24 protein-coding genes are annotated in these 26,428 nt (G+C 40.1%); 5 read left to right on the top strand and 19 right to left on the bottom strand.

Translation table 11 applies throughout. The features are described from left to right. Positions 1–36: 36 nt before the first annotated feature. Both FTV38_RS06670 and FTV38_RS06675 read right to left on the bottom strand, forming a co-directional pair. Complete coding sequence (locus FTV38_RS06670; protein ID WP_180022009.1) at positions 37–1,707, bottom strand: FMN-binding glutamate synthase family protein; 1,671 nt, start codon at positions 1,705–1,707, stop codon at positions 37–39. A gap of 837 nt (positions 1,708–2,544) precedes the next feature. Next, positions 2,545–3,543 carry a YafY family protein gene (locus FTV38_RS06675; protein WP_180022010.1) on the bottom strand — a complete coding sequence of 333 codons (999 nt, stop codon included), beginning with the start codon at positions 3,541–3,543 and terminating at the stop codon, positions 2,545–2,547. Between the two features lie 260 nt (positions 3,544–3,803). Between FTV38_RS06675 and FTV38_RS06680 the strand changes: the two genes are divergently transcribed. From FTV38_RS06680 to FTV38_RS06695, 4 genes are read left to right on the top strand one after another with little or no spacing between them, the layout of a single operon-like run. Continuing rightward, positions 3,804–5,351 carry a circularly permuted type 2 ATP-grasp protein gene (locus FTV38_RS06680; protein ID WP_180022011.1) on the top strand — a complete coding sequence of 516 codons (1,548 nt, stop codon included), beginning with the start codon at positions 3,804–3,806 and terminating at the stop codon, positions 5,349–5,351. Positions 5,352–5,373: 22 nt separating this feature from the next. Then, positions 5,374–5,976, top strand: a complete 603-nt coding sequence (locus FTV38_RS06685) for an alpha-E domain-containing protein (protein ID WP_180022012.1) — start codon at positions 5,374–5,376, stop codon at positions 5,974–5,976. Beyond that, positions 5,973–6,752 carry a transglutaminase family protein gene (locus FTV38_RS06690; protein ID WP_180022013.1) on the top strand — a complete coding sequence of 260 codons (780 nt, stop codon included), beginning with the start codon at positions 5,973–5,975 and terminating at the stop codon, positions 6,750–6,752. Before FTV38_RS06685 ends, FTV38_RS06690 begins: the two co-directional genes overlap by 4 nt. Positions 6,753–6,769: 17 nt before the next feature. Beyond that, positions 6,770–7,504 carry a proteasome-type protease gene (locus tag FTV38_RS06695; protein WP_168377741.1) on the top strand — a complete coding sequence of 245 codons (735 nt, stop codon included), beginning with the start codon at positions 6,770–6,772 and terminating at the stop codon, positions 7,502–7,504. Positions 7,505–7,585: 81 nt separating this feature from the next. On the opposite strand, the gene alr is transcribed toward FTV38_RS06695, so the two are convergent. The 12 genes from alr to ppsA form a co-directional block, all read right to left on the bottom strand. Next, positions 7,586–8,659 carry an alanine racemase gene (alr, locus tag FTV38_RS06700; protein WP_180007907.1) on the bottom strand — a complete coding sequence of 358 codons (1,074 nt, stop codon included), beginning with the start codon at positions 8,657–8,659 and terminating at the stop codon, positions 7,586–7,588. A gap of 48 nt (positions 8,660–8,707) precedes the next feature. Continuing rightward, the gene (gene dnaB, locus FTV38_RS06705; RefSeq protein WP_078188586.1) at positions 8,708–10,147 is read right to left on the bottom strand and encodes a replicative DNA helicase; all 1,440 of its coding nucleotides are present in this window, start codon (positions 10,145–10,147) and stop codon (positions 8,708–8,710) included. A 238-nt stretch (positions 10,148–10,385) separates the two neighbouring features. Further along, the gene (gene rplI / locus FTV38_RS06710; RefSeq protein ID WP_078188585.1) at positions 10,386–10,832 is read right to left on the bottom strand and encodes a 50S ribosomal protein L9; all 447 of its coding nucleotides are present in this window, start codon (positions 10,830–10,832) and stop codon (positions 10,386–10,388) included. A 9-nt stretch (positions 10,833–10,841) separates the two neighbouring features. Then, on the bottom strand, positions 10,842–11,069 hold the full coding sequence (gene rpsR / locus FTV38_RS06715; protein ID WP_004278792.1) for a 30S ribosomal protein S18: 228 nt from the start codon (positions 11,067–11,069) through the stop codon (positions 10,842–10,844). 12 nt (positions 11,070–11,081) lie between these two features. Further along, positions 11,082–11,468 carry a 30S ribosomal protein S6 gene (gene rpsF, locus FTV38_RS06720; protein WP_004696436.1) on the bottom strand — a complete coding sequence of 129 codons (387 nt, stop codon included), beginning with the start codon at positions 11,466–11,468 and terminating at the stop codon, positions 11,082–11,084. A 518-nt stretch (positions 11,469–11,986) separates the two neighbouring features. Then, positions 11,987–12,865, bottom strand: a complete 879-nt coding sequence (cyoE, locus tag FTV38_RS06725; protein ID WP_180022014.1) for a heme o synthase — start codon at positions 12,863–12,865, stop codon at positions 11,987–11,989. Between the two features lie 10 nt (positions 12,866–12,875). Continuing rightward, on the bottom strand, positions 12,876–13,202 hold the full coding sequence (locus FTV38_RS06730) for a cytochrome o ubiquinol oxidase subunit IV (protein WP_078188582.1): 327 nt from the start codon (positions 13,200–13,202) through the stop codon (positions 12,876–12,878). Continuing rightward, positions 13,202–13,822, bottom strand: a complete 621-nt coding sequence (cyoC, locus tag FTV38_RS06735; protein ID WP_078188581.1) for a cytochrome o ubiquinol oxidase subunit III — start codon at positions 13,820–13,822, stop codon at positions 13,202–13,204. Before cyoC ends, FTV38_RS06730 begins: the two co-directional genes overlap by 1 nt. A gap of 4 nt (positions 13,823–13,826) precedes the next feature. After that, positions 13,827–15,815: a cytochrome o ubiquinol oxidase subunit I gene (cyoB, locus tag FTV38_RS06740; protein ID WP_067767311.1), complete on the bottom strand. Its 1,989-nt coding sequence runs from the start codon at positions 15,813–15,815 to the stop codon at positions 13,827–13,829. Positions 15,816–15,818: 3 nt separating this feature from the next. Then, positions 15,819–16,886 carry a ubiquinol oxidase subunit II gene (gene cyoA / locus FTV38_RS06745; protein ID WP_078188579.1) on the bottom strand — a complete coding sequence of 356 codons (1,068 nt, stop codon included), beginning with the start codon at positions 16,884–16,886 and terminating at the stop codon, positions 15,819–15,821. Between the two features lie 302 nt (positions 16,887–17,188). Beyond that, positions 17,189–17,971: an RDD family protein gene (locus FTV38_RS06750; RefSeq protein WP_180022015.1), complete on the bottom strand. Its 783-nt coding sequence runs from the start codon at positions 17,969–17,971 to the stop codon at positions 17,189–17,191. Between the two features lie 82 nt (positions 17,972–18,053). After that, positions 18,054–20,432: a phosphoenolpyruvate synthase gene (gene ppsA, locus FTV38_RS06755; protein ID WP_180005234.1), complete on the bottom strand. Its 2,379-nt coding sequence runs from the start codon at positions 20,430–20,432 to the stop codon at positions 18,054–18,056. A gap of 153 nt (positions 20,433–20,585) precedes the next feature. Here ppsA and FTV38_RS06760 point away from each other — a divergent pair, with 153 nt between their 5' ends. Further along, positions 20,586–21,422, top strand: a complete 837-nt coding sequence (locus tag FTV38_RS06760) for a pyruvate, water dikinase regulatory protein (protein WP_168377735.1) — start codon at positions 20,586–20,588, stop codon at positions 21,420–21,422. A 999-nt stretch (positions 21,423–22,421) separates the two neighbouring features. Here FTV38_RS06760 and FTV38_RS06765 read toward each other — a convergent pair. The 5 genes from FTV38_RS06765 to FTV38_RS06785 all read right to left on the bottom strand — a co-directional run bounded on the left by FTV38_RS06765 (position 22,422) and on the right by FTV38_RS06785 (position 26,387). Further along, positions 22,422–22,994, bottom strand: coding sequence for a flavoprotein (locus tag FTV38_RS06765; RefSeq protein WP_180022016.1), 573 nt, complete (start codon positions 22,992–22,994; stop codon positions 22,422–22,424). Positions 22,995–23,257: 263 nt separating this feature from the next. Then, on the bottom strand, positions 23,258–23,734 hold the full coding sequence (gene yiaA / locus FTV38_RS06770) for an inner membrane protein YiaA (protein WP_180007913.1): 477 nt from the start codon (positions 23,732–23,734) through the stop codon (positions 23,258–23,260). A gap of 233 nt (positions 23,735–23,967) precedes the next feature. Next, positions 23,968–24,975, bottom strand: a complete 1,008-nt coding sequence (locus tag FTV38_RS06775) for an LLM class flavin-dependent oxidoreductase (protein ID WP_180022017.1) — start codon at positions 24,973–24,975, stop codon at positions 23,968–23,970. A gap of 178 nt (positions 24,976–25,153) precedes the next feature. Next, positions 25,154–25,669 carry a hypothetical protein gene (locus FTV38_RS06780; RefSeq protein ID WP_180022018.1) on the bottom strand — a complete coding sequence of 172 codons (516 nt, stop codon included), beginning with the start codon at positions 25,667–25,669 and terminating at the stop codon, positions 25,154–25,156. A 289-nt stretch (positions 25,670–25,958) separates the two neighbouring features. Next, positions 25,959–26,387 (bottom strand): glycine zipper domain-containing protein, encoded by a 429-nt coding sequence (locus FTV38_RS06785; protein WP_078193959.1) that lies wholly within the window; start codon positions 26,385–26,387, stop codon positions 25,959–25,961. Positions 26,388–26,428 lie beyond the last annotated feature (41 nt).

A 26,428-nucleotide genomic window follows, 5' to 3' on the forward strand; every position in this document is an offset into this window, starting at 1 on the left:
AAGAGGCGTGGTCGCCTCTTTTTTATGCGGTAGGGATTAGAACTTTTCTAGATGTGCCATATTCCACATACGGAAATAGAAGTTTTCTTCATCTTTATTTTCACAACTGAGCAGCTCACCATCTTTTAACCAAAAATGTAGCTGTGCATAGTTTTTAATTTCACGGTTATTAATGCGCTGCGCTAGATGGTGTGCACGGATATCCGATGGATGTTGTAAACCTGCTGAGGCAATAAGTTCAGATAAACCATGCATGGTGTTTTTGTGGAAATTAAAAACACGTTCTGCCTTTGTAGGAACATGAATGGCTTTTTGACGGTCTTTGTCCTGTGTTGCAACCCCAACAGGACATTGGTTGGTATGACAGCTTTGAGCTTGAATACACCCGACTGCAAACATAAAGCCACGAGCTGAGTTCACCCAATCTGCGCCAATCGCCATGGTACTGGCAATATCAAAAGCACTAATAATTTTACCACTGGCACCGACTTTAATTTTTGCACGTAAGCCTGCACCAATTAGGGTGTTATTGACAAAGAGTAGGCCTTCACGCAGTGGCGTACCCATATTATCGATCAATTCAATCGGCGCAGCGCCAGTCCCACCTTCAGAACCATCCACTACGATAAAATCAGGTGTAATCCCTGTATGTAACATGGCTTTTACGATACTCATAAATTGCCATGGTTGCCCGATACATAGTTTAAAACCTACAGGTTTACCTTCTGACAGTTCGCGCAATTGCTGAATAAATTGCATCATTTCAATAGGGGTGCTAAAGGCAGGATGGCTAGATGGAGAGATACAGTCATGTTCACGGCTGACACCACGGATTTGAGCAATCTCTTCGGAAATTTTGTCTTTAGGTAAAATGCCACCATGGCCTGGTTTTGCACCTTGAGATAATTTGATCTCAATCATTTTGACTTGAGGGTGCTTGGCTTGTTCAGCAAAACGTACAGGGTCGAATTGACCATCAATCGTACGGCAGCCAAAGTAACCACTACCGAGTTCCCAAACAATATCGCCACCATTTTCCAAGTGATAAGGACTAATACTGCCTTCACCGGTGTCATGGTAGAAATTGCCCATTTTTGCGCCTAAGTTTAAGGCACGAATGGCATTGGCACTTAAGCTACCAAAGCTCATCGCAGAGATGTTTAATATTGATGCGCTATACGGTTGCTTACATTGCTCATTGCCGATGTTAATACGGAATGTTTCAGGAATGGCAGGAATGCAAGGTGACAAGGAGTGATTGATAAAGCGGTAATCATTTTGGTAAACATCAACAATTGAACCAAATGGTTTATCTGCATTTTGGTTTTTTGCACGTTGATAGACCAAGCTACGTTGCATACGAGAAAAGGGCAGTGCATCTTGATCAGATTCAATAAAATATTGGCGAATCTCAGGTCGAAATTCTTCAAATAGAAAACGAAAGTGCCCCATGATGGGGTAATTTTTTAAGATCGAATGTTTGTTTTGTATGACGTCATACAAACCCAATAAGCTCAAAAGCCCAGTAATGACCCAGATGCTATTCAATAAGGTTTGTGGAATAAAATATTGAATATAGCGAGGGGAATAACCTAAATGAAAACTCGAAATGAGTAGGAAGATAAAAATACAAGCAAACCAAATGGAATGTCGAGAGAAAAAAGTATTTAAAAGTTTATGTCTGATAGTTTGTGCTGGACTTGGCATGTTTTAAAAAATCTTATGAGCTCAGTTTCTATTAATTTGCCGAGTTTATGTACAATGCTCAAGCGTTAATTTGTTGATTCAGTGTAGCTTTATAAAAATAGTACATAAGAATTTTTAAATTTTCATTTAAAGCCAAATCAGATAAGAAAAGCAGAAATGTTCTTTAAGAAAATTTATGAAAAGTAGCGCGGTTCTTGTTATTTCACAGTGTACAAAATGGAGGTTAAAGTGATTTTACTTTCTAAACACGAGGTGCTGAATATGACTATGAAATCTATTCGTTATAATAATGCCGACCTAGCCTGCCTATGTCAGTAATTGATTATAGCCATGAGAAATTAGCGCTACGGCATAAGGTATTCAGCAGATACTTATGCTGTAGTTCCTTTGACCTAAACGACTAAAATTACAAAAATATTCTAAGAAATTATCCAGTCCCAGCGTTGGGACTTTTTTATGTGTTGATATTTTAAGGGAAAATCTAAGCATAAATAATGTACTAGATATTCATTATGCGTTAGAAGTTGTCACCTCAAATAAAAGAATGATACGCGGTAAGGTCATCCGCAAGTGTTTGAGACAGGGCTACATTTATTTAAAAATGTTTTTGCGATACTTTGAATAAGTAGACGTTAGTGAACGAGTTTTGCGGATGACAATGGTTTTGGGTACTTTTGCCGAAACAAAAGTACCTCCAGCCGAAGGCTAATTCCTTTATTTAAACCCTAGATGTAAGACTCCGTCGAATAGACTTAAAAATCATTTTTAAAATGCGAAATTACTTTTATGTGCGTAACATTAGTTAGTATTTAAGGTAGCAGAAAACCTTAGATCGGTTTAATCATTGCGTTGTTGTACAACTATAGCGACTTCTTCAGGTTCAATTTTGTGAATCTTTTTCCCAAAACTACGCAGCCACCATGTTAACTGAGATGTAAATGGTACTGTTGCACTAACTTCAACCCAGCCATCTTCGGTTTTTTGAATCACTTGATCTTTACTTAGCTGACTTTCTTCAAAATAAACCGCCTCTGCTTCAGACATGGTTAATTTGAGTTGAATCATTTCAGTCGGCTTATTGAAGTCCACGCGGAAACCAAGTGCTCCAGAGTCAATATAGGCATCAATATCAAAATCGACAGGATGTAATGCACGTGAATTTAAGACCGTAGCTGATTTAAAACGATGTAAAGCAAAGGTTTGGATGTCCGTTTTGTCATGACGGGTGCATACCAAATAAATAATCGCACCTTTTTGGACCAACGCCAGTGGATTTAAAATATAGGTCTTTTCTTCGCTTTGTTGTCCACGACCTTGATACAGGCATTCAAGTTGTTTGTCTTGTAGTAAGCCTTCATAAATCGATTGTTGTGCGGCTTTTTCAACTACAGGAGGAATCAATGGCTGAGTAGCTGGCACGATCCGCACGCGGTTAATCCACTGACGGACATTATTTTGCGACGACAGACTTCGACGTGCGAGGTCAAACCAAGGATTCATTTCTTCAATTAAGCTTGGCGGAAGCAAATGCTTTAGATGCTCCTCAACCATCATAAAGGTGACCGCTTGTGAGCTGGTCATATGAGGCAGGCTTTGAATCGGTGCATCAGAACGCCAACGCCAGCCTTGCGGCGTTGTTTTACTGCTCTCAATTGGGAAACGTAGAGAAATTTGATTTAAGTCACGCTGAATGGTGCGTAGGCTGATATCAATGCCTTCACGGTTCAGTATTTCTTGTAATTCACGGGTACCCATCCACTTACCTGTGGACAGTCGTGAAAGAATTTGCCACTGACGATAGAGGCTGTTCGACGTTTCTTTTTCTTGTGAAGACATAATCTAGTGCTTGAACTTGGACTTAAATGAATAAAATGATGCTGTGGGACACAATAAGAAATCTTCCTGCGTTAAGCAAGTCTTCATCTAAAAAAACTAAGATGATTTTAATAACGCAATTTGACACAACTTGAGCAGTTACATGCTGTACCACTTTGCAAAAATGATGCATAAATAATCAAAGAGAAGCAGCATATGTATTGATGGCATATATATTGCTTTATCTGATTTACAAAACATGACAAAAACATGGAGTTGCTATGCTGAAAGAAAATCGTAATACAACTTCAAATGGAATTGAGGGTTATGAGGCAAAGTTGGTTAATACTTCTGTCTCTACATTAAAAACTTTACCACTTGCTCGAGGATATGCGCTGTTTAATCAATTCAATTCGGATTTTTTTAATGAAATGCGCGACAGCAAAACGGTAGCTAAAGAATCATGCCAACGGATAGAGCAGTGGTTATCACAGCATACGCTTGATGAATTGAAGCAACTAAATCAGGTTGCAAAACAACATTTTCTCTATGAAGGCATTACTTTTACAGTGTATGGCGAAGATGAGGGCATTGAACGCACCATACCTTATGATCTTATTCCGCGTGTGATTGCACGAAAGGAATGGAATAATTTATCTCTAGGCTGCGCACAGCGCGTGAAAGCACTCAATCTGTTTTTACATGATGTCTATCATCAACAAGATATTTTAAAAGCAGGAATTATTCCTGAACTGCAAGTCTTAACCCATGAAGCCTATTTGCCACAAATGTATATGCATGGGCTAAAAGGTAAAATTTATAGCCAAATCAGTGGCATTGATATCATCCGAGATCAATCAGGCGAATTTTACGTCCTTGAGGATAATCTTAGAACACCGTCTGGTGTGTCGTATATGCTAGAAAGCCGTAAGATCAGTCAAAAACTGATGCCTGAACTTTGCCAGCAAAGCAACATCATGGGGATTGAGCAGTATCCGCAGCTTTTACGTGAAATTCTTGCAGAAAATGCCTACGTCGATAACCCGTTTATCGTGGTTTTAACCCCAGGGCGTTTTAACAGTGCTTATTATGAACATGCTTTTTTGGCAAGGGAGATGGATGTACCCTTAGTGACATCGCGTGACCTTTATGTAGAAAACGATAAGGTTTATGTGAAAACCATTAAAGGCCGACAACAGGTTGATGTAATTTATCGTCGTGTGGATGATGCTTTTCTCGATCCATTATGTTTCAAACCTGACAGTACTTTGGGCGTAGCAGGGCTCATGTCAGCGTATATGCAACATAATGTGGTCATTGCAAATGCACCGGGAACAGGCGTAGCAGATGATAAATCGATTTATCCATATGTGGATAAAATGATTCATTTCTATTTAGGCGAACAAGCGATCCTGAAAAATGTGCCGACCTATCAATGTCGTGAGCAGAACGACTTGGACTATGTGCTGTCGAATATCGAAAAATTGGTGGTCAAAGAAGCACAGGGTTCAGGTGGATACGGCATGCTGATCGGTCCACAAGCCTCTTTACAAGAATTAAATAGCTTTAAAGATAAGGTGGCCGCAGCACCACATTTATATATTGCACAGCCGACTTTAAATTTATCTGTCAGCCCAACCCTAAGTGAGGCCGGTGTTTCGGAACGCCATATCGATTTGCGTCCATTTGTACTGAGCTCTCCATATCGAACTGAAATTGTGCCGGGTGGCTTAACTCGTGTCGCGATGCAAGCAGGTTCATTGGTAGTGAATTCTTCGCAAGGCGGCGGTATTAAAGATACGTGGGTAGTAGATGATTTACGCTCATAGCACTCCAGTGAAGGAGCAAAACATGATTTTATTAAACAGTAATGCAGAACATATATTTTGGCTGGGACGTTATTTAGCACGTACTCAATATTTATGCAGTATTTTTCCATTTCAAGATGTCGATACAGCATTGAACTATGCACATGCTTTTTGTTTACCAGCCTTCGATGCCGACTCAATGAATAAATTGGTTTTAAATGCGGAGCAGCCGGCGTCATTTTCCAGCCAATTTCAATATGCACAAAGTAATATTCAGGATTTAAGGGGTGTACTTTCAGCAAAAAGTTATGCAGAACTCAGCCGTTTAATTCGTAATGCGAGTGATAACCCGGGTTATATCTGTGACGTGGTAACAGATTGCCAAGATGTTTTAGAGTCCGAATCTGAAGATGTATTTTTATTTTTTAGTTTAGGACAAGCTATAGAGCAGCTTGATCGCCAGTTACGCATGCAGCAGGACATTCAACACACCCTAGCGAAGATTGAACATATTGTCATGGCTTTGGTTCAGTTTGGCTGGGAAAGCGTGCAAGAGGCATGGCAGGCACTAAAGCAACAACCGAATAGCCAAAATTTTTACCATTTCAGTGATCATATCCAAAATATGTTTGAGGTGGCTGTATGAGGCTCATGATCAACCATCAGACCCATTATGTTTACACTGATGTGGTTAGCAGAAGCATTCAATATATCAAAATGACCCCATCCACTAATGCGCATCAACAGGTGCAAAATTGGGATGTGAGTGTGCCGGGGCAACGTGATATGCAATTGGATACTTTTGGTAATGTGTGGTTGACCACAACGCAGCGCGAACCTTATCTGCAAATGACCATTATGGCGCAGGGCATCGTAGAGATGAATTTGAGTTCAAATGATTCAAATGCGGATGATTTAAACCCGAAATTATTTTTACAGCCAACGCCGAGTACGCAGTGCGATATTCACATGAAAAGTTTTGCCGATTGTTATGTCCCTCGTATCAATCGTGCCAATCTGATTCGTTTGGCTGAAGCGATATTGGCGCATATTCCCTATGTTTCGAATCAGACATCTGTACATACTTCTGCAATAGATGCTTTTCATTATAAGCAGGGGGTATGTCAGGATCATACTCATGTCATGATCGCAATGTGTCGCTATTTGGGTATTCCTGCACGATATATTTCTGGGTATTTATTTGTACCGAATAGTAGCCATCTTGCTAGTCACGCTTGGGTAGAAGTCTATATCGAAAATAAATGGTATTGTTTTGATGTCAGTAATCAGCTATTTACACCACAATCACATATTTATATCGCGATTGGGCGGGATTACTGGGATGTAGCTCCTGTTCGAGGTGTTCGTGATAAAGGTGGTACTGAGTCAATGAGCTCAATTGTACAAGTGTTGAGTTGTTAATCATTTGAGGGATAAAAATGACCTATTGTTGTGCATTACGATTAAAAGATGGCATGGTATTTATCAGTGATACACGGACAAATGCAGGTGTTGACCATATTTCAGTTTTTCGCAAACTTTATTCCTTTGGTATTGTGGGTGAGCGATTTATTACCATCCAAACCTCTGGAAATTTAGCCACAACACAAGCGGTCATTGGGCATTTACAAAATCAGCTAGAGGTCAAACAAGAGCCGAATTTATATAGTGTAAATACGATGTTCGAAGTGGCTGAATTGGTCGGGCATACCTTAAAAAAAGTCATCTCAGATGTCACCTCAGATATTTTAGAACAAAGTAATTATTACTGTAGTTTATTGGTAGGCGGTCAAATTGGCAGTGCGGATATGCAGTTATATAACATCTATCCACAAGGCAACTTTATTTGTGCAACACCTGATACCCCATATTTTCAAATTGGCGAAAGCAAATATGGCAAGCCGATACTCGACCGAACTTTGCGTTACGATATGCCACTCGATGAAGCAATGCGTTGTAGCTTAATTTCTTTTGATTCAACGATACGCTCAAATGTGTCAGTGGGTATGCCTTTAGATGCTTTGGTTTATAAAAAGGACAGTTTAGAAATACCAAATGGTAAGCGCATTTATGAAGAGGACCCATATTTCACCATGATCAGTAAAGGCTGGTCAGAAGCATTGCGTCAGGGTTTGATTGAATTGGCAAAACCAACAGCTGACTATTTTCAATAACCATTTGATCAACAAATCGATCAATTTAAAAAGTGAATAAAAAAAGCCCAGATTTGATCTGGGCTTTTTGATTTGGCGTAATTAAGCTAATTTACGTACAGGGCGCGCGCTCATACGGCATAATAATTCATAGCCAATGGTTCCGTTCGCTTCTGCAACGTCATCAACCAGACGATCTTTGCCCCAAAGCTCAACTTCAGTGCCTATCGGTGCATGCATACCGGTGATATCAATCGCAATCATATCCATGGCAACACGGCCAATCACACGCGTTTTCTGTCCATGGATGGATACATAGTTTTGTTTAGGGAAGGCACGTGGATAACCGTCACCATAACCAATCGACACAATCGCAAGATTCATTTCTTGTTCTGCAACGAAAGTCGATCCATAACCCACAGATTCACCAGCTTGAATGGTATTTAAAGCAATCACTTCAGCGGTAAAGGTCATCACCGGTTTAAGATCTAATGCTTCTACAGAACGGTCTGAGAAAGGTGTCGCGCCATATAGCATGATGCCTGGGCGAACAAAATCAAAATTCAGTTCTGGCCATTTGAAAATCGCAGCCGAGTTACAGCACGAACCCATGATTGGCGCACAAGCTTCTTTTACGTGTAAGAATTGTTCACGTTGTTGGTCATTTAAAGGATGATTTTCTGCGTCGGCATTGGCAAAGTGCATCGCCAGTACGCAAGTAAAACCTTCCGCCTTTAATGCATTGATGACATCAATAATTTCAGGCACTTTAAAACCTAAACGGTTCATACCGCTGTTGAGTTTGACCCAAACTTTCAGACCTTGAGCGATATAGGCCTCTTTATGCGCACGTAACCAATCTAGTTGTTGCTGATGATGCACCACACATTCAATTTTTTTATCGATGATAATTTGCATTTCATCATCTGAGAAAATGCCTTCAATCAACGTAATGGGTTGTTCATAACCCAGTTCACGAATTTCTAAGGCTTCTTCTAGGCAGGCAACACCGAAGGCATCACTGTCTTTTAAGGCTGCTAAGCAGTCTTTAACTCCATGTCCATAAGCATTGGCTTTCACCATACTTACAATTTTAGCGGTTGGGGCAAGTTGTTTGACACGGTTTAAATTATATTGAAGTGCTTGTTGATCAATATAAACTGTAGCTTGGCGCACCCTAAATACTCCTACAGGGTCGATGAATTAATGGATGATAAAAAGTCTTTACTCTTCATCATCATACTGAGCATAAAACTCAGGGGAGAGGTTACTAAATTTGGTGTATTGACCTTCAAAGGCAAGACGCACAGTACCAATTGGACCGTTACGCTGTTTACCAATAATAATTTCTGCAGTACCCGCTTCTTTAGATTCTTTGTTATAAACCTCGTCGCGGTAAATAAACATGATCAAATCGGCATCCTGCTCGATTGCACCTGATTCACGTAAGTCGGACATCACAGGGCGTTTATTAGGACGGTTTTCCAGTGATCGGTTCAACTGTGACAGTGCAATTACTGGGCAGTGCATTTCTTTAGCCAGTGCTTTTAAGCTTCGGGAAATTTCTGAGATCTCGCCAACACGGTTATCGCCCATACCGGGTACTTTCATAAGCTGCAAGTAATCTACCATGATACAGCCAAGTTTACCGCCGTGCATTTTGGCAATTCGGCGCGCGCGGGCACGTACTTCCGTTGGAGGTAGTGCAGACGAGTCATCGATATACAAATTCTTTTCTTGGAGATGCACAATGGTACTGGTTACTTTCGACCATTCATCTGCATCCATTTTACCTGCACGTAAATGCCCTTGGTGTACACGACCGAACGAGGATATCAAACGCATTGCAATCGAGTCCGCGGGCATCTCCATAGAGTAAACTAGAGCGGGCAGGTTGTTATTAAACAGCACACTTTCAACCAAGTTCATGGCAAAAGTAGTTTTACCCATCGATGGACGAGCCGCTACAATAATTAAATCGCCTGCTTGCATACCTGAGGTTTTATTATCAAGTTCAACAAATCCAGTAGTTAAACCCGTGATACTACCTTCAGTTTGTGAAAGTTCATTCAACTTATCAAAAACACTGGCAACGACAGAGTTAATGGCTTTAGGGCCTTGTGCTTTGGCGTTATTGTTGTGTTGTTCGGCAATCGAGAAAATATTGGTTTCTGCTAGATCTAAAATTTCACTGACCGTACGACCTTTGGTGTCATAGGCATTTTGTAAAATCTCCGAGCTGACTTTAATCATGCTGCGTAAAGTGGAAAATTCTTTAATTTTTGCAGCATAAGTTTCAAGGTTATAGAAACTTGAAGGTGAATCTGACATGAGTTGCATCAGATATTCTTCGCCACCTGCAGCATCGAGCAAGTTTTGTTTAATCAGCCAGTCATTGACCAAGACCGCATCATAAGGTGAGCTATCTTTTGATAGTTGATCGATTGCTCGGAAAATATATTTATGACGGGTCGCATAAAAATCAGCTTCAGTCAGTACATCACCCACTTGCTCAAATGATTCTGCAACGGTCATCAGTGCAGCAAGCACAGCTTGTTCAATCGCAAGGTTATGGGGTGGGGTACGAAACTCTTTCAACGAACTTTGTTCTGTGGTTTTTGCTGTTGGCGTAGAGTTTGGCTTGCTGGCATTCGCCTGTGACATAAAAATCCCTGATGCTGAAACCATTTAATGTGATGGAAATGGGTGCTAATTACAGTTTTTTCAACTCTTCATTAAACTGAAATGATAGGCGTTTTCTACAGAAATGCGAACAAGTATTTCCGATTAATTCGTCACACATTGAATTGAATGAAGAGTTGAAAATGTAAAAAAGTGGAGCACTATTTTTTTACAGATAAAAAAAGAGCATGCGTAAGCATGCTCTTTTCTTTGCAAGAAATTACTCAGCTACGATAGTAACTAGAACTTCTGCAACAACATCATGATGCAATTGGATTGCGATGTTGAATTCACCAGTGTTGCGAAGCGCACCATTTGGTAAACGAACTTCTGCGCGGTCTACAACAAGACCAGCATTAGTTAACGCGTCAGCGATGTCACGAGTACCGATAGAACCGAATAGTTTACCTTCGTCACCAGCTTTAGCAGTGATTACGATGTTAACTTCGTTCAATTGGTCAGCACGTGCTTGAGCAGCAGCTAATACTTCAGCTTCTTGTTTCTCAAGTTCAGCACGACGAGCTTCAAATGCAGCAGTGTTAGCTTCAGTAGCAGCAACTGCTTTACCTTGAGGGATAAGGAAGTTACGGCCGTAACCAGCTTTAACTGAAACTTTATCGCCTAATTTACCAAGGTTTTTAATGCGTTGTAATAAGATAATATCCACAGCTCAACCTCACTTATGATTGTCAGTGTAAGGGATCAAAGACAAGTAGCGAGCTTGTTTGATAGCAAGCGCTAATTGACGTTGGTAACGAGCTTTAGTACCTGTAATACGGCTAGGAACAATCTTGCCGTTTTCAGTGATGTACTGTTTTAAAGTGTCGATATCTTTGTAGTCGATGTACGTAACGTTCTCAGCTGTAAAGCGGCAGAACTTGCGACGACGGTAAAAACGTGCCATGTTATGTTCTCCTTATGCTTCAGCAGAGTCTTGAGCTTGTTGTGCTTCTTCACGTTGAGCTTTACGCGCACGTTTTTCTTCAGCACTCTTAGCCAATAGTGACTCTTCAGTGATAGCGTTTTCACGACGGATGATAAGGCTACGAATGATTGCATCGTTGTAACGGAACAATTCTTCTAGCTCATCAAGAGTAGTTTGACCACACTCAACATTCATAAGAATGTAGTGAGCTTTGTGGATCTTGTTGATTGGGTAAGCCAATTGACGACGACCCCAGTCTTCAAGACGGTGGATTTGACCTTCAGCTTCTTTGATGTGAGTTAGGTAACGTTCTACCATACCCACAACTTGATCGCTTTGGTCTGGATGTACCAATAGTACGATTTCGTAGTGACGCATTGTCAGCTCCTTACGGTTTAGGCAGCCCCAATCATTAATTGATTGAAGCAAGGAGTCACAACCAAAGTTGTGTCGCAATAATTGCGAAGCGTGAATTCTAGAGCGTTTAGGTTTGAAATACAAGGTATACGCCTAAAAAGGCTTAATTATTTTGTGGTTTAATGACTATCTTTAGGACACAACTAGAATCGGATGCAGATTGTAAAATAGGATATTTGTTCTCAATCTTGGGGAGCTTATCTTGTATTTTATGAGTTAAGAACATATAGACGTTGTAATGATATAAATTTGATTTAAATTAAAGGTCTTTTGTCATATTTGATTGTAGATATCGCTTTGAATGCTAGTACGAATATGAAATATTTTTGTACTTGTCTGAAATTTATTGTACATGGGTAGATATTGGGAGAATCAGCGTTAAAACAGTTTTAGTGTGTATAGCAGTATTTCGACTTAAATTTTTGCTTTGCATTGAAGATATCTAGAAATAAAAAAGATAGAGTAATACTCTATCTTTTTTAAAAAAATACAATTGGCTTTAGAGGGGCAGTGGAAGTAAAATAAAAAATTAAACTAATCACTGTGATCAATTTGACCGAAAACATGAAATATTGTTTTGCCCAAACTTGATCATCTTCAGCTTTGAATCCTTGAATGGTTAAATAAATCCAATACAGACTTAAGGCATTCAGGACAATCATATAAATCCAATTGGCATAACCATAAAAGTATAAACCGTTCATGGTGATGCAGAACAAAATCACGTAAACCAAAGATTCAACCTTGGTTCGATGAATTGAACGTGCTACAGGTAAAATTGGAATTCCTGCATTTTTGTAGTCATCAAATCGGTAAACTGCAATTCCCCAAGAATGAGGCATTTGCCAAAATGCATAACCAATAAAAATCAGTAATGCACCTAAATCAAACTGGTTTGCAACTGCCGTATACCCGATTACAGGTGGCGCTGCGCCAGAAAGACTGCCGATAATGGTTTGATGGATTGTTGTTCGTTTTGTCCATAAGCTATAAAAACCAACGTATACGACAAAACCAATAACAGCAAAAAGAAAAGCGTAAGCATTTACCCAGAACCATAAAATGCTAAAACCAATTACACCTAAAACTAAAGCAAAAACTAAAGCAACAGGAATCGAGATTGATTTTTTAACCATCGCACGATTTTGTGTGCGTTGCATTTTTGAGTCGATGTCTTGGTCAATAACGTTATTGACAACACATCCAGAAGCGACCACAAAGAGGGTGCCTAAGAGGGTAAGAAGCAACAGAAGGAAATCTACAGAACCTTGGGCAGCTACAAAGTAGCCACCCAAAGCGGTAACAAAGTTACCAAAGAGAATTCCTGGTTTAGTCAGGAATAAATACTTTTTCAGCATGACGACCAGTTTAGATCATCATGTTGAAGTGAAGGTAGTTCATAATCCACACAGAACCTACTAAAAGGATAGCAATTGTGAGGATTGTATAAACAAATGCAATCACGTTCCAGCGTTGCTCTGAAGAAGAGTTCATATGCAGGAAGTAAACTAACTGAATAAGAACCTGAGCAACCGCAGTAATCGCGATTACGGCAACCAATAGACCGCGGCTAAAACCACCTGCCATTACCATACCGAATGGAATTACGGTAAGTAGAACAGAAAGGATAAATCCGATTGTATATTGTTTAACGTTACCGTGAGCTGCACCAGCAGAGTTATGATCGTGACTCATTAGATAACTCCCATCAAGTAAACAACGCTGAATACGCAGATCCAAACGATGTCAAGGAAGTGCCAGAACAAGCTTAGGCAAGCAAGACGACGAGTGTTTGGAAGTGTCAAACCATATTTCTTGATTTGGAACATCAACACAAGCATCCATACCAAACCAGAAGTTACGTGAATACCGTGCGTACCAACTAAAGTAAAGAACGCAGATAAGAACGCACTTGTGCTTGGGCCATGACCAGCATGAACTAAATGATTGAACTCATAAAGCTCCATGCCAATGAAGGCTGCACCAAATACCCAAGTAACTGCTAACCAAGTTAAAACTTGACCAACATTTTTCTTGTATGCTGCAAGAACAGCAAAACCAAAAGTTACAGAAGAGATAAGAAGGGCGAAAGTTTCAGTTAAAACGAAACCTAAAGATTCACCAAACAGCTCTTGTGCACTTGGCGTACCCACTGGAACGTGGCTACTTAATACAGCGAACGCGATGAAGAGTGTCCCGAAAAGAACCAAGTCACTCATCAAGTAAGTCCAGAAACCAAAGACAGTGATGTCAGTATCATCGTGATGATGATGTTCGTCATGTCCGTGGTTGTCGTGATGAAGTACTTCAGCCATTGTCTTAGTCCTTCTTCAAATGTTTTTCAAGAAGCGCGTAGCGTTCATTTTCAATACGTTCAACTTCTGCAGCTGGAACATAGTAGTCAACTTTCTTAGTGAAAGAAGAAACGATGAAGCTGATAATTGAAGCAATGAAAGTTACAACGACTAACCACCAGATATGCCAGATTAATGCGAAGCCCATAACTGTAATAAACATTGCAATTACGAAACCTGCCGCACGGTTTGTAGGCATATGGATGTCTTCGTATGTAGTTGGCTTAGCGTAAGCAACACCATTTTCTTTGTCAGTCCAGAAAGTATCAATACCATTGATCTTTGGAAGATAAGCAAAGTTATAGAATGGTGAAGGAGATGAAGTAGCCCACTCAAGAGTACGACCATCCCAGATATCGCCAGTAACGTCCATGTTGTCTTTGCGTTGAAGGAAACCAACAACGATTTGCATAACAAAACAGAAGATACCGATAGCAACCAATACAGAACCAAATAAAGCGATCGCTAAGTACGGATCCCATTCAGGGTTGTCATATGTATTCAAACGACGAGTCATACCCATGAAACCAAGGATATAAAGTGGCATGAATGCAAAGTAGAAACCGAAGAACCAGAACCAGAACGCTGCTTTACCCCAAGTTTCATTCAATTTCCAACCAAACATTTTTGGCCAGTAGAAAATGATACCCGCGAACATCGCGAACACTACACCACCAATAATTACGTTATGGAAGTGAGCGATAAGGAATAAAGAGTTGTGTACTAAGAAGTCCGCTGGTGGAACTGCCATTAATACGCCTGTTAAACCACCAATACCGAAAGTCACAAGGAAGCCAAGTGTCCAAAGCATTGGAGTTGTATAGGTGATGCGGCCCTTGTACATAGTGAATAACCAAGAGAAGATTTTCACACCAGTAGGGATCGCAATGATCATGGTCATGATACCGAAAAACGCGTTAACGTTGGCACCAGCACCCATTGTAAAGAAGTGGTGAACCCATACAACTAGTGAAAGAACACCAATTGCTACAGTTGCGTACACCATTGATTTATAGCCGAACAACGCTTTGCGTGAGAACACAGCAGTAACTTCTGAGTAAATACCAAAAGCTGGTAATACCAAGATGTAAACTTCCGGGTGACCCCAAGTCCAAATCAAGTTTACATACAACATTGGGCTACCACCCATGTCATTTGTAAAGAAATGGAAGCCGAAGTAACGGTCAAGTGAAAGCATTGCAATAGTCGCAGTCAAAACTGGGAAAGTTGCAACGATAAGCACTACAGTAACTAATGCAGTCCAAGTGAAAATAGGCATGTCCATAAGTTTCATGCCAGGCGCACGCATTTTAATGATGGTAACGAAGAAGTTAACACCAGTAAGAAGCGTACCTAGACCAGAAACCTGAAGTGCCCAGATATAGTAGTCTACACCTACACCTGGAGAGTATTCGATGCCAGAAAGTGGAGGGTAAGCCATCCAACCTGTTGCAGCGAATTCACCAATTGCAAGAGAAGCCATCATTAAGCCCGCAGCGCCGGCGAATAACCAGAAGCTAAGAGAGTTTAATAATGGGAATGCTACGTCACGCGCACCAATTTGAAGTGGTACAGCAACGTTCATTAAACCAACAACTAGACCCATTGCTACGAAGAAGATCATGATTACGCCGTGGGCAGTAAAGATCTGGTCATAGTGTTCTGGGTGTAAGTAACCTTCACCGCCACCTTTTGCAAGGAACAGTTGAAGACGCATCATAATCGCATCGGCAAAACCACGCACAAGCATGACAATTGACACGAGGATATACATGATACCAATTTTTTTATGGTCTACAGATGTGAACCATTCGTTCCACAAGTAGCCCCATTTTTTAAAGTAGGTGATACCAGCAACAACTGCGATACCGCCAAGGATCATCATTGCAACAGTAACCAACACGATTGGATCGTGTGGAATTGCATCTGGTCCTAACTTACCTAATAAGCTCATGTCTTATTCCCCTGCAACAGTCGCATGTTCAACGCCTGCATGAGCTTCAGAAGCAGCAGCTTCGTGTCCAACAGTAGCTGTATGATCAGCACCGTGGTAGTTACTCATGTATTTATTGATCACTGATTCGAACAATTTAGGTTCTACTGAAGAGTAATAAGTCACTGGATGTGGCTTAGTAGGGTAAGGCTTCATTGCTTCAGCTTTAGCCTTTTCTTCAGGAGTAGTTGCTCTAGCAACTAAAGCTTCGATCTGATGTTTAGAGCGGTCGCCGTCTTTAAGAGTTTGGAATTCAGCTTGGTCTAAAACAGTTTTTTGAACTGCTTGTGGATTCACTGAAGTACCATTACCAGCTTTAACAGCAGAAACCCATTCAGCAAACTGAGTATCTGTCACAGAGTGAGCGCGGAAGCGCATTTGTGAGAAACCGTAACCTGAGTAGTTAGATGAGAAACCACGGAAGCCTTCAGCAGGACTAAGTTCGTCAGCTAAAAGGTTCAGGTGAGTTTGCATACCCGCCATTGCATAAATCTGACCACCTAACGCAGGGATGAAGAATGAGTTCATCGTAAAGTTAGATGTAATACGAAGCGATACCGGAGTTTTCTCTGGGAAACGCATTTCGTTTACAGTCGCGATGCCTTGTTCCGGGTAGATAAAGATCCATTTAAATTGTTCAGCAATAACTTGAACTGTTAATGGTGCTTTTTCTGATTTTAATGGTTTGTATGGATCGTACTCGTGTGAGCCCCACCATGTTAATGCCGCTAAAATACCAATAATAATGACAGGAATACCCCAAACTACAACTTCAATTGCAGTCGAGTGTGCCCAAGTAGGTTTATAGTCTGCATCTTTATTTGACGCGCGATATTTCCAACCAAACCATAACGCCATAAGTGCTGATGGAATAACGACCAACAACATTAGGTAGATCGCAGTAAGCATGAGGTTTGATTGACCTTCAGCAACTGGACCTTTTGAGTTTAGAAGTACCATATCACCACCACACCCAGTTAAGAGTGCAGCGATCGCAGATAAAGACAATACAGCTAAAATTGTTTGTCTCATTTTACAACCTCGGTGAAGAGTCCCATTCCCTAAATTTAAAATTTGGGATAGCGAATAAAGTGTCGCATGATTGTGATTTTTTCAGACATGAAAAAACAGTCACAATGATGCGACACCGCTACGTTGTAGGGCATTATGCCTGATATCGGCAAACTAAGCTATACATAAAGATGCTTTAAATGACTGTATTAAAACCCTATTTTGCTAGTCAGGATTGTATTTTTTTTATCTAAATTTTATTTTAATTTCAATATAATGCACAAAAAAGGGATGAAAAAATCATCCCTGAATAAAAGTGAAAATTATTGGTTTATTACCTTGGTTTTTGCCAATTTGTCATGCAAGGTTTGACGCTTCTTGCCGAAAATGAAAACGGAATCGATGATTACGCTTAATGGCATTGATAAAAAGTTCAGGAAAATAAATAAAACACTGCGTAAAGTGAAGCCACGCATGAGGTTTACAGGTTGACTGGTTTCGGCATCTACAATTTTAATCTTGGTGATTTTTTTACCAATGCTTTGACCTGATTTAGCAATCAAATATGCTTGAATGAAAAGCATAATGAAGAGATACGCAAACATTGCAATCCAAGCTTGGTTGGGAAACATTTCAACCATTTGTGTTTGTAGTGCTTGTAAAACATTGGGGTCAGCATTTGGGGTCATCACAGCTTGCATAAACTGTTCATTTAGATTGGTAAATTGTGTCTTTTCACTTGGATTAAAAAATGCCGTTAAGATAAAAGTTGCCGGTATCCAAAGGAGTAAATCGACGATTTTAGCCAGGACACGTTTAGGAATACTTGCTAGGCTAGTTTGCTCTTGTACCGCTTGAGACTGTGCGTAGGTATTTGATGGTGTAGTTGCAGTTTGATTTGATTCGAATGCTGTTGGTGCAGTATATCCTGCAGGCATATAAACCAACTGACCTTGAGTGAGTTCACCCAAAGCTTTCCATTCGGTCATACCTTGGTGCCAAACCAAGTCCGTGAGTAACACTTGTTGGCTCGCGAGCATTTGGTTAAGTTGTTCTAAGGTGTAGGGACCAGCTTGTTGGTTATTTCGTGCCAAGTAAATCTGCATAAAACTAAAATCTCAAAAAACGTCTGTAAAAGTATAAATAAAAAAAAAGACCCACATGTGGGTCTTTTTTTAACACAGTTTATTAAGCTTGTTGAGCTTTTTCTTCAGAAAGGAAGAACCAAGTGTCTAATACTGAGTCTGGGTTAAGCGAAACAGACTCAATGCCTTGTTCCATTAACCATTTAGCTAGGTCAGGGTGATCTGAAGGGCCTTGACCACAAATACCTACGTATTTGCCAGCTTTACGACAAGCATGGATTGCCATAGAAAGAAGTGCTTTAACGGCTGGATCACGTTCATCAAATAGGTGAGAAACGATACCAGAGTCACGGTCTAGACCGAGTGTTAACTGAGTTAAGTCGTTAGAACCGATAGAGAAACCGTCGAAGTGTTCAAGGAACTGTTCAGCCAACAAAGCGTTAGTTGGAAGTTCACACATCATGATCACTTTAAGACCATTTTCACCACGTTTAAGACCGTTAAGCGCTAACAATTCAATAACACGTTTCGCTTCAGCAACAGTACGTACGAAAGGAATCATGATTTGAATGTTCGTTAAGCCCATTTCGTCACGTGCTTTTTTCAGTGCGCGGCATTCAAGTTCGAAGCAGTCACGGAAGTTGTCAGACACATAACGGCTTGCACCACGGAAGCCAAGCATTGGGTTTTCTTCTTCAGGTTCGTATAACTTACCACCGATTAAGTTTGCATATTCGTTTGACTTAAAGTCAGACATACGAACAATCACTGGTTTGTCAGCAAACGCTGCAGCAAGTGTAGAAATACCTTCAACTAGTTTTTCAACATAGAATTCGATAGGAGATGCATAACCCGCAGTACGTGACATTACAGCAGCACGAGTTTCACGTGGTAGGCTGTCAATGTTAAGCAATGCTTTAGGGTGTACACCGATCATACGGTTGATGATGAACTCAAGACGAGCAAGACCAACACCTTCGTTAGGAATTTGAGCAAAGTCAAATGCGCGGTCAGGGTTACCTACGTTCATCATGATTTTGAACGGAAGTTTAGGCATAGATTCGATAGAGTTGCGTTGGATTTCAAAGTCCAAAGAACCTTCGTAAATAAAGCCTGTGTCACCTTCAGCACAAGAAACAGTCACTTCTTGACCGTCAGTCAATACTTCAGTTGCATTACCACAACCTACGATTGCAGGAACACCAAGTTCACGTGCAATAATTGCAGCGTGACAAGTACGACCACCACGGTTAGTGACAATCGCAGCAGCACGTTTCATTACTGGTTCCCAGTCTGGGTCAGTCATGTCAGATACAAGTACGTCGCCGTCTTGAACTTTGTCCATTTCTTTGATTGAAGTCACGATACGAACGCGACCAGAACCAATACGTTGACCGATTGAACGACCTTCACAAATCACATTACCTTTTTGTTTAAGAAGGTAGCGTTCCATTGTGCCCACGTTTTGGCGGCTCTTCACAGTTTCAGGACGTGCTTGAACGATATAGATTTGGCCATCATCGCCATCTTTCGCCCATTCGATGTCCATTGCTGAACCGTAATGGTTTTCAATGATCAATGCTTGTTTAGCAAGTTCTTGAAGTTCGTGGTCATTTAAAGCGAATTGTTGACGATCTGCTTTTTCAACGTCTACAACAACCACTGATTTACCCGCAGCGCCTTCTTCACCATAAATCATTTTTTGGTGTTTAGAACCAAGGTTACGACGTAATACAGCGTGTTTGCCTGCATTTAGAAGTGGTTTAGATACATAAAATTCGTCAGGGTTAACTGCACCTTGTACAACCATTTCACCCAAGCCATAAGATGCTGTGATGAAAACTGCGTCGCGGAAACCAGATTCTGTATCAAGTGTAAACATTACACCAGCTGCACCTGTTTCAGAGCGAACCATGCGTTGAACACCTGCAGATAACGCAACGACGTCATGTGCGAAGTTTTGGTGTACACGGTAAGAAATTGCGCGGTCGTTATAAAGTGAAGCAAATACTTCTTTAATCGCAATAAGGACGTTGTCGATACCACGGATGTTCAAGAAAGTTTCTTGTTGGCCAGCAAATGAAGCATCTGGTAAGTCTTCTGCTGTTGCAGATGAGCGAACGGCAACCGCGATATCAGGGTTGCCGTTTGAAAGAGCTGTGAAAGCCTCACGAATTTCTGTTTCAAGTTCAGCAGTCAGCGGAGTGTCTACAATCCATTGACGGATTTTTGCACCAGTTTCAGCAAGTGCATTTACATCGTCAACATTGAGTGCAGCAAGTTCAGCGTTAATTTTAGCGTTTAGGCCACTTTGCTCGAGGAATTCACGATATGCTTGAGCTGTAGTAGCAAAACCACCAGGAACAGATACACCAGCATTTGCTAGATGGCTGATCATTTCACCTAATGATGAGTTTTTACCACCCACGAGTTCTACGTCGTGTTTCCCTAATTTTTCTAGACCAATTACGCGCGCTTCCAAAGTTGTTACTCCACTTTTGCAGTATTAATCACTATCTTGGCATGAAATTATAACAAATTACTTAGCATTCTAAATTTACTAAGTGACAGTCATGTAAGATGGTTTACTATAAAGATTATATAGCACTAAGACAAATTTTGGAGGAGAATTTTAATGTCAGAAGGTAAACAGATTCAGCGTAGTGTTTTCTTTGTTTCGGATGGGACAGCGATTACCGCAGAAACGCTTGGTCATTCACTGTTAGCCCAGTTCCCTCATGTAGATTTTGACATTCATATTATTCCTTATATTACCTCTGAAGAAGCGGCTACAAATGTGGTTGCAGAGATCAATCTTAGAGCGCAGCAAGACGGTCAAAAGCCTTTGGTGTTTGACACCCTTGTTGACCCGTATGTGCGTGACATTATTAATACGGCAGATGCGGTAAATCTTGATGTTTTTGAAGGGCTTATTAGTAAATTGTCTGACGAGTTGGGTACTGCGCCTACGACTTTAGTCGGTCAAACCCATGCAGTAACAGATTCTGAGTCTTATAAAGCACGTATTGATGCGGTGCATTTTGCTTTAGATAACGATGATGGGGCACGTACTCGTCATTATGACAAAGCCGACTTAATTTTAATTGGCGTGTCACGTTCGGGTAAAACACCGACTTCCATCTATCTCTCTTTGCAATTTGGTATTCGTGTAGCGAACTATCCGTTGACAGAAGAAGACTTGGATGACAACCGTTTACCTGCAGTTTTACGTGAGCATAAACATAAGTTATTTGGCTTGATGATTGATGCAGAGCGCCTTGTAGCAATTCGTTCAGAGCGTAAGGCCAATAGCCGTTATGCAAGTTTTAGTCAGTGCCAAATGGAACTACGTGCGATTGAAGGTATTTATATTTCTGAAGGAATTAAATACTTAAACGTGTCTGAAATGTCGATTGAAGAAATTTCTACACGTGTTTTACAAATGACAGGACTGAAGCGTCGCATTGGTTAAGTGTAAATTGAGCCACTTCGGTGGCTCTTCTGATGATAATAAATTACTGTATAAATTATATAAAAATAGTATTAATTTTTGGCTTGTCATACTTTTAATGAATGATAAATATTTAAGATATTGATGAAAATTTTCCTCAATATTTAGACTTAAATTTTAAGCAATTTTTGCATTCATTTGTGTACCAGTTCGATGAATTTCTTTGCCTGGAAATTTATAAAATATGGCCAAATTGACAGCACAAATCTTTTAAAATAATCCGTGTTTTGTTGTATTTTTATCTATGAATTAAGCCTGAATAATCCACTTGATATGAGTTGTATAAATACAAGATTTAGCTAATATGGTTTAATATTTAATCAATTTTTCAAAAATACTGATTTAAATGCTAAAAAAATAGGCAGAAAATAGAATAAAAAATAATCAAACAGTCGCTTTTAGGTGTTAAATCTCAAGAAATGGCATCATTTATTTAATTGATGTGGGTGGGGAATGCTCGAATTGAGACTATTTAGGCTTTAAAAGCAGATATGAAGTGATATTAAAATTGGATTTTTAGCAGTTATTTTCTTATTGAATATAGATTAGAACATAAGTAAATGTCGGCTGAATATGAGCATCGGTATAAATTTTCCAACTTATAGTTAGGGATTAAAAGAGTGGTGTAAGACAAAATTAAGCGACTGAAAATTTATTAGTTTGAAATAAAATTTTCATGAAGAATTGATCATAACTATTCAAAATTGCACGTCTATAAACTCGCTGTAGCTGCTGGTGCAGGTCGGAAGCATGATTTAAGTCTGAGAGCTGAAAAAGCATGTAGCACGATTAAAGCTATTTTCATTTATGGATTTTTAAGAATCCTTAGCCTTATCGAATGAAAGTATCCAATATAGTAGGGGAGCTACCAAAAGCCGCCAGAGATGGCTTTTGGTGTTGTGAGTTTTGATCAATCGGATAAATTATAGTAAATGTTATGTGAAAATCATTTCATTGTAATTACTTTTCTTTAGGCTGGTTAGATTCGCTGCGCACAATGACATCACACTCAAACGTATGCTCATCTAAAGCCGTGATTGAATTACTCTGAATTTTTGCAATAGGCCAAGTGTTTAAGATGCAGTTGGGCTGCTGTAATGCTGCATAATAATGATCCGATTTTAGGAAGGTTTTGTTCTGAATTGCGGTATTTGGACTGAGTAAATGTCTTAACCAATGGTTCGGCACTTGATCTTCTAAAAAGCGAATCGCCAAAATACTCTTAATACGATTGCTAAATAAACGTCGATTTTTTGCAATCAGTGGATGTTGAATTAATTTATTCAATAGACGTTCAGTACGCGGTAAAACAAATTGCGGTTTGATTTGATAGACCATGATGTTATCTGCAACCTGACATAGATGATGTAGTTCAGAGACCACATGCTGATCTATCCCAATAATGGCGATTTTTTGATTCTTAAAATCATAATCTTTGATCTGTTCTGAACCGATGATCGTTCCACGAAAGTGTTCAAAATTCTCTAGATGATTATTAAAAATATGGTGGGTTGCATCCTGCTTGTTGGCCATATTTATTCCTTATCTTTTGTTTTTTTAGTTGAGTCTTAGATAGGAATATATTCTGTGATGGGCCAGTTGGGGTAAAGCGTTATTTCAGTCTGATGAGTCATGCAATTTGTGTAGAATCGATTTGCTTGGCCCTTGTCATTTATAGATTTCTAGGAGTGAACTGATTTTTTTATGCGTTGTAGTTCATTAACCGCTCAAGCAGATCGATAAAACAATGAGCGACCTGCATGAACAGCTTTTGAGATCTATAAATTTTGTGAGTTTTAAAGTGGTTCATCATCTGATGAGTTATAGTCAAGCTGACTCGTGGTTGAATGCTTAAGTTCGGGTTGGTCGGTATGTGTACGTAAATAGTCCATATCACGAATATTTTTTTGTACAGCAACTGCACCAAACAAACTCATTAGGAAAGCCATCATGTAAAACCCTTTTTCACTTAATGCCAGTTCAGCATTCCATAGACCAATGGCAAGAAGTACGAGGCAAATAATGACGGATGCCCAGCACAGTCCAAAGTAGATTGCAGTGACATGCATTCCTTCTAAACGGTCACGAATGATTTTTTGTAGTGAAACCGATGAAAATAATCCATAAAGCAATAAAATGAGATAAAAGCCTTTTTCATTCAGCATCATATTTGCATTGAATAAACCTATGCAAAACACTACAGCGCCTAAAATGAGTGCACACCAACTTGCTGCGATAAATGCGGGTGTGGGTTTATTAATATATTGGCTCATTTGCTTATTTTTCTCTTTGATTTGCTTATGTTTAATATTTATACAGGAATAAAAATGAGTAAAGCAATTATTTCGTTGAAGCAATGATGGTTTTTAAGTACAGGTTTGGTCGTTGTTAGCCGAAACCATATTATCTGTTGACTGCTATCCGTCTAAAGAACCACAAAACATGTAGTCACAATTCTGCCTTTAGACGGATTAAACGCTTGGATTAGATTATTAAGCTTAGAGTCTTAAGCGAGATCATTTTTGATTTGCATTAAACGTTCGAAATTTTCAATGCGCTTATCGGTATCGTAAATGTCGCAGGTGAAAATAAACTCATCAACGTCATATTTAGTGAGTAGGTTTTCTAAACCTGTTCGAACAGTTGCATTTGAACCGACTTGTCCCATAGCGTAGAAATTATCAACAGACAGCTTTTCTGCAGCAGACCATAAGCCTTGCATACTGTCGACCGGAGCTTTGAGTTTTAAACTTTGACCACGCATTAAACCTAAAACCCGTTGGTAAGCACTCGTTGCTAGATATTCTGCTTCTTCATCTGTTTCAGCAACAACCGTTGGTACGCCCATAGACACATAAGGTTGATCTAAATATTTGGATGCTTGGAAATTTTCACGATAGAGCTGAATTGCTTGTCCAAGCATGCGTGGTGCGAAATGTGAAGCAAATGAATAGGGTAGACCTAAACGTGCAGCGAGTTGTGCACTGAACAGACTTGAACCTAAAAGCCATACAGGAACATGTGTATTTTGTCCCGGTGTAGCAATGATGCGCTGCTGTGGCTCAGGTGCTTTAAAGTATTGCAATATCTCAAGGACATCTTGTGGAAATTGATCTTCGGTTTCCTGACGGCCACGGCGTAATGCACGCATGGTGGTTTGGTCGGTACCCGGCGCACGACCTAACCCGAGTTCAATGCGGCCGGGATATAACGTTTCAAGTGTGCCAAATTGTTCAGCGACAACCAAAGGTGCATGGTTAGGCAACATAATCCCGCCTGAACCGAGCTTGATGGATTGTGTATTTGCTAAGAGATAACCGAGTAAAACCGCAGTTGCAGAACTTGCGATGCCATCCATATTGTGGTGTTCGGCTAACCATAGACGCTCATAGCCAAGTTGTTCCGCTTTTTGTGCTAACTGGAGTGCATGTTTGAGTGAAAATTCGATGGTTTTATCATCTCGAACTGGTGCGAGTTCAAGTATTGAAAATTTTGTATCGGCTAGAGTACGCATGTTTTCTCTCAGAGATCTTTATATCGAAATAATACGATATAAATAGCCTAATGTATATCGAATAAATTCGATATGGTCGTGGGGCTGTGTAAAAAGTCAACTTTAGATATACCTAAAGTTTTTTATAAACAAAAAAAGCACCCGAAGGTGCTGATTTTTTTTCATTGAAATATATCGATTAACGTTTACCGTTTTTGTACCAACCTAAGTGACGACCATTGTCTCCACGGTAGCCTCGGTCATTGTAACTATAATTATTGGTACGATAGCCACGGTTGTTATAACGACGGTCATAGCGATCATCATAACGGTCATTATAGCGACGGTCTTCAGAGACTTTTTTACCTAGTGCAGAACCACCGGCTGAACCAAGTGCAGCACCGATATAACCACCGTTTGTGCCACCCATGTTTTTACCTACAGTATAACCACCTGCACCACCAAGTGCGCCACCAATGATGGCACCATTACGGTCACGTTTGTTTGCCGATGCTGCAGCACCTGCACCGCCACCAATTGCTGAACCAATCATTGCGCCAGTTTGGCCGCCAACTTGGTTACCGATTGCTGCACCAACAACACCACCTAAAGCAGATGTTAATGCAGTATTGGTGCTATTACCTGCATGTGTTGCAGTCATAGTAAGCGCTGAAGCGGCAATTGCTGCACTGAATAGAATTTTATTAATTTTCATTTTTAAACTCCTTACGAAGCATGATGTTTATCTGTTGATATCAATATATGAAAACACATAGCGAATATTTGGAGCGTGATGTGAAATAAAATACGTGTTCCGTTGCTGCAATGTAAATTTTGCACTTTATTTCTACATGATTGATGACTTGGTTGGAGAGAAGGCAAATCTACATATGTATGAGCTGCAATAAATAAAGTTGTATTTATCATTTGAAAAAAGGCGATACATAAAAAAAGCACCCGAAGGTGCTATTTTCACTATTCAATAAGGACTCACTAATTTTGAATTAGTGACGACGACGGTAACGTTTTTTGTATTTACGTTCTTGGTGTTTGTCGTAAGCTTTGTCTTTAGAGATTTTATTACCTAGAGCAGCACCACCAGCAGCACCTAGTGCAGAGCCGATGTAACCACCGTTTGTACCGCCCATGCTTTTACCAACAGTATACCCTGTACCACCACCTAAAGCACCGCCGATAGCAGATTCTGTACGGTTGCGTTTATTACTTGCTACCGCAGCACCACCAGCACCACCAAGAGCGGCACCAATTGTAGCGCCGGTATTACCGCCCATGTTTTTACCAATTGCAGTACCTGCAACACTACCTAATGCACTAGCTGCAGCAACGCGTGTTGTACTATCTGCATTTGCAGACACAGTGAACATAGAAGCAGTTGCTAGAGTGGCTGTCATTAAAAGAGTATTCAGTTTCATAGTTCACTCCATGTCCTTCATAAACGCGAGGACTTTTTCAT

It is taken from the genome of Acinetobacter sp. YH16044, assembly GCF_013417145.1.
In the GTDB taxonomy this organism is placed as follows: Bacteria; Pseudomonadota; Gammaproteobacteria; order Pseudomonadales; family Moraxellaceae; genus Acinetobacter; species Acinetobacter amyesii.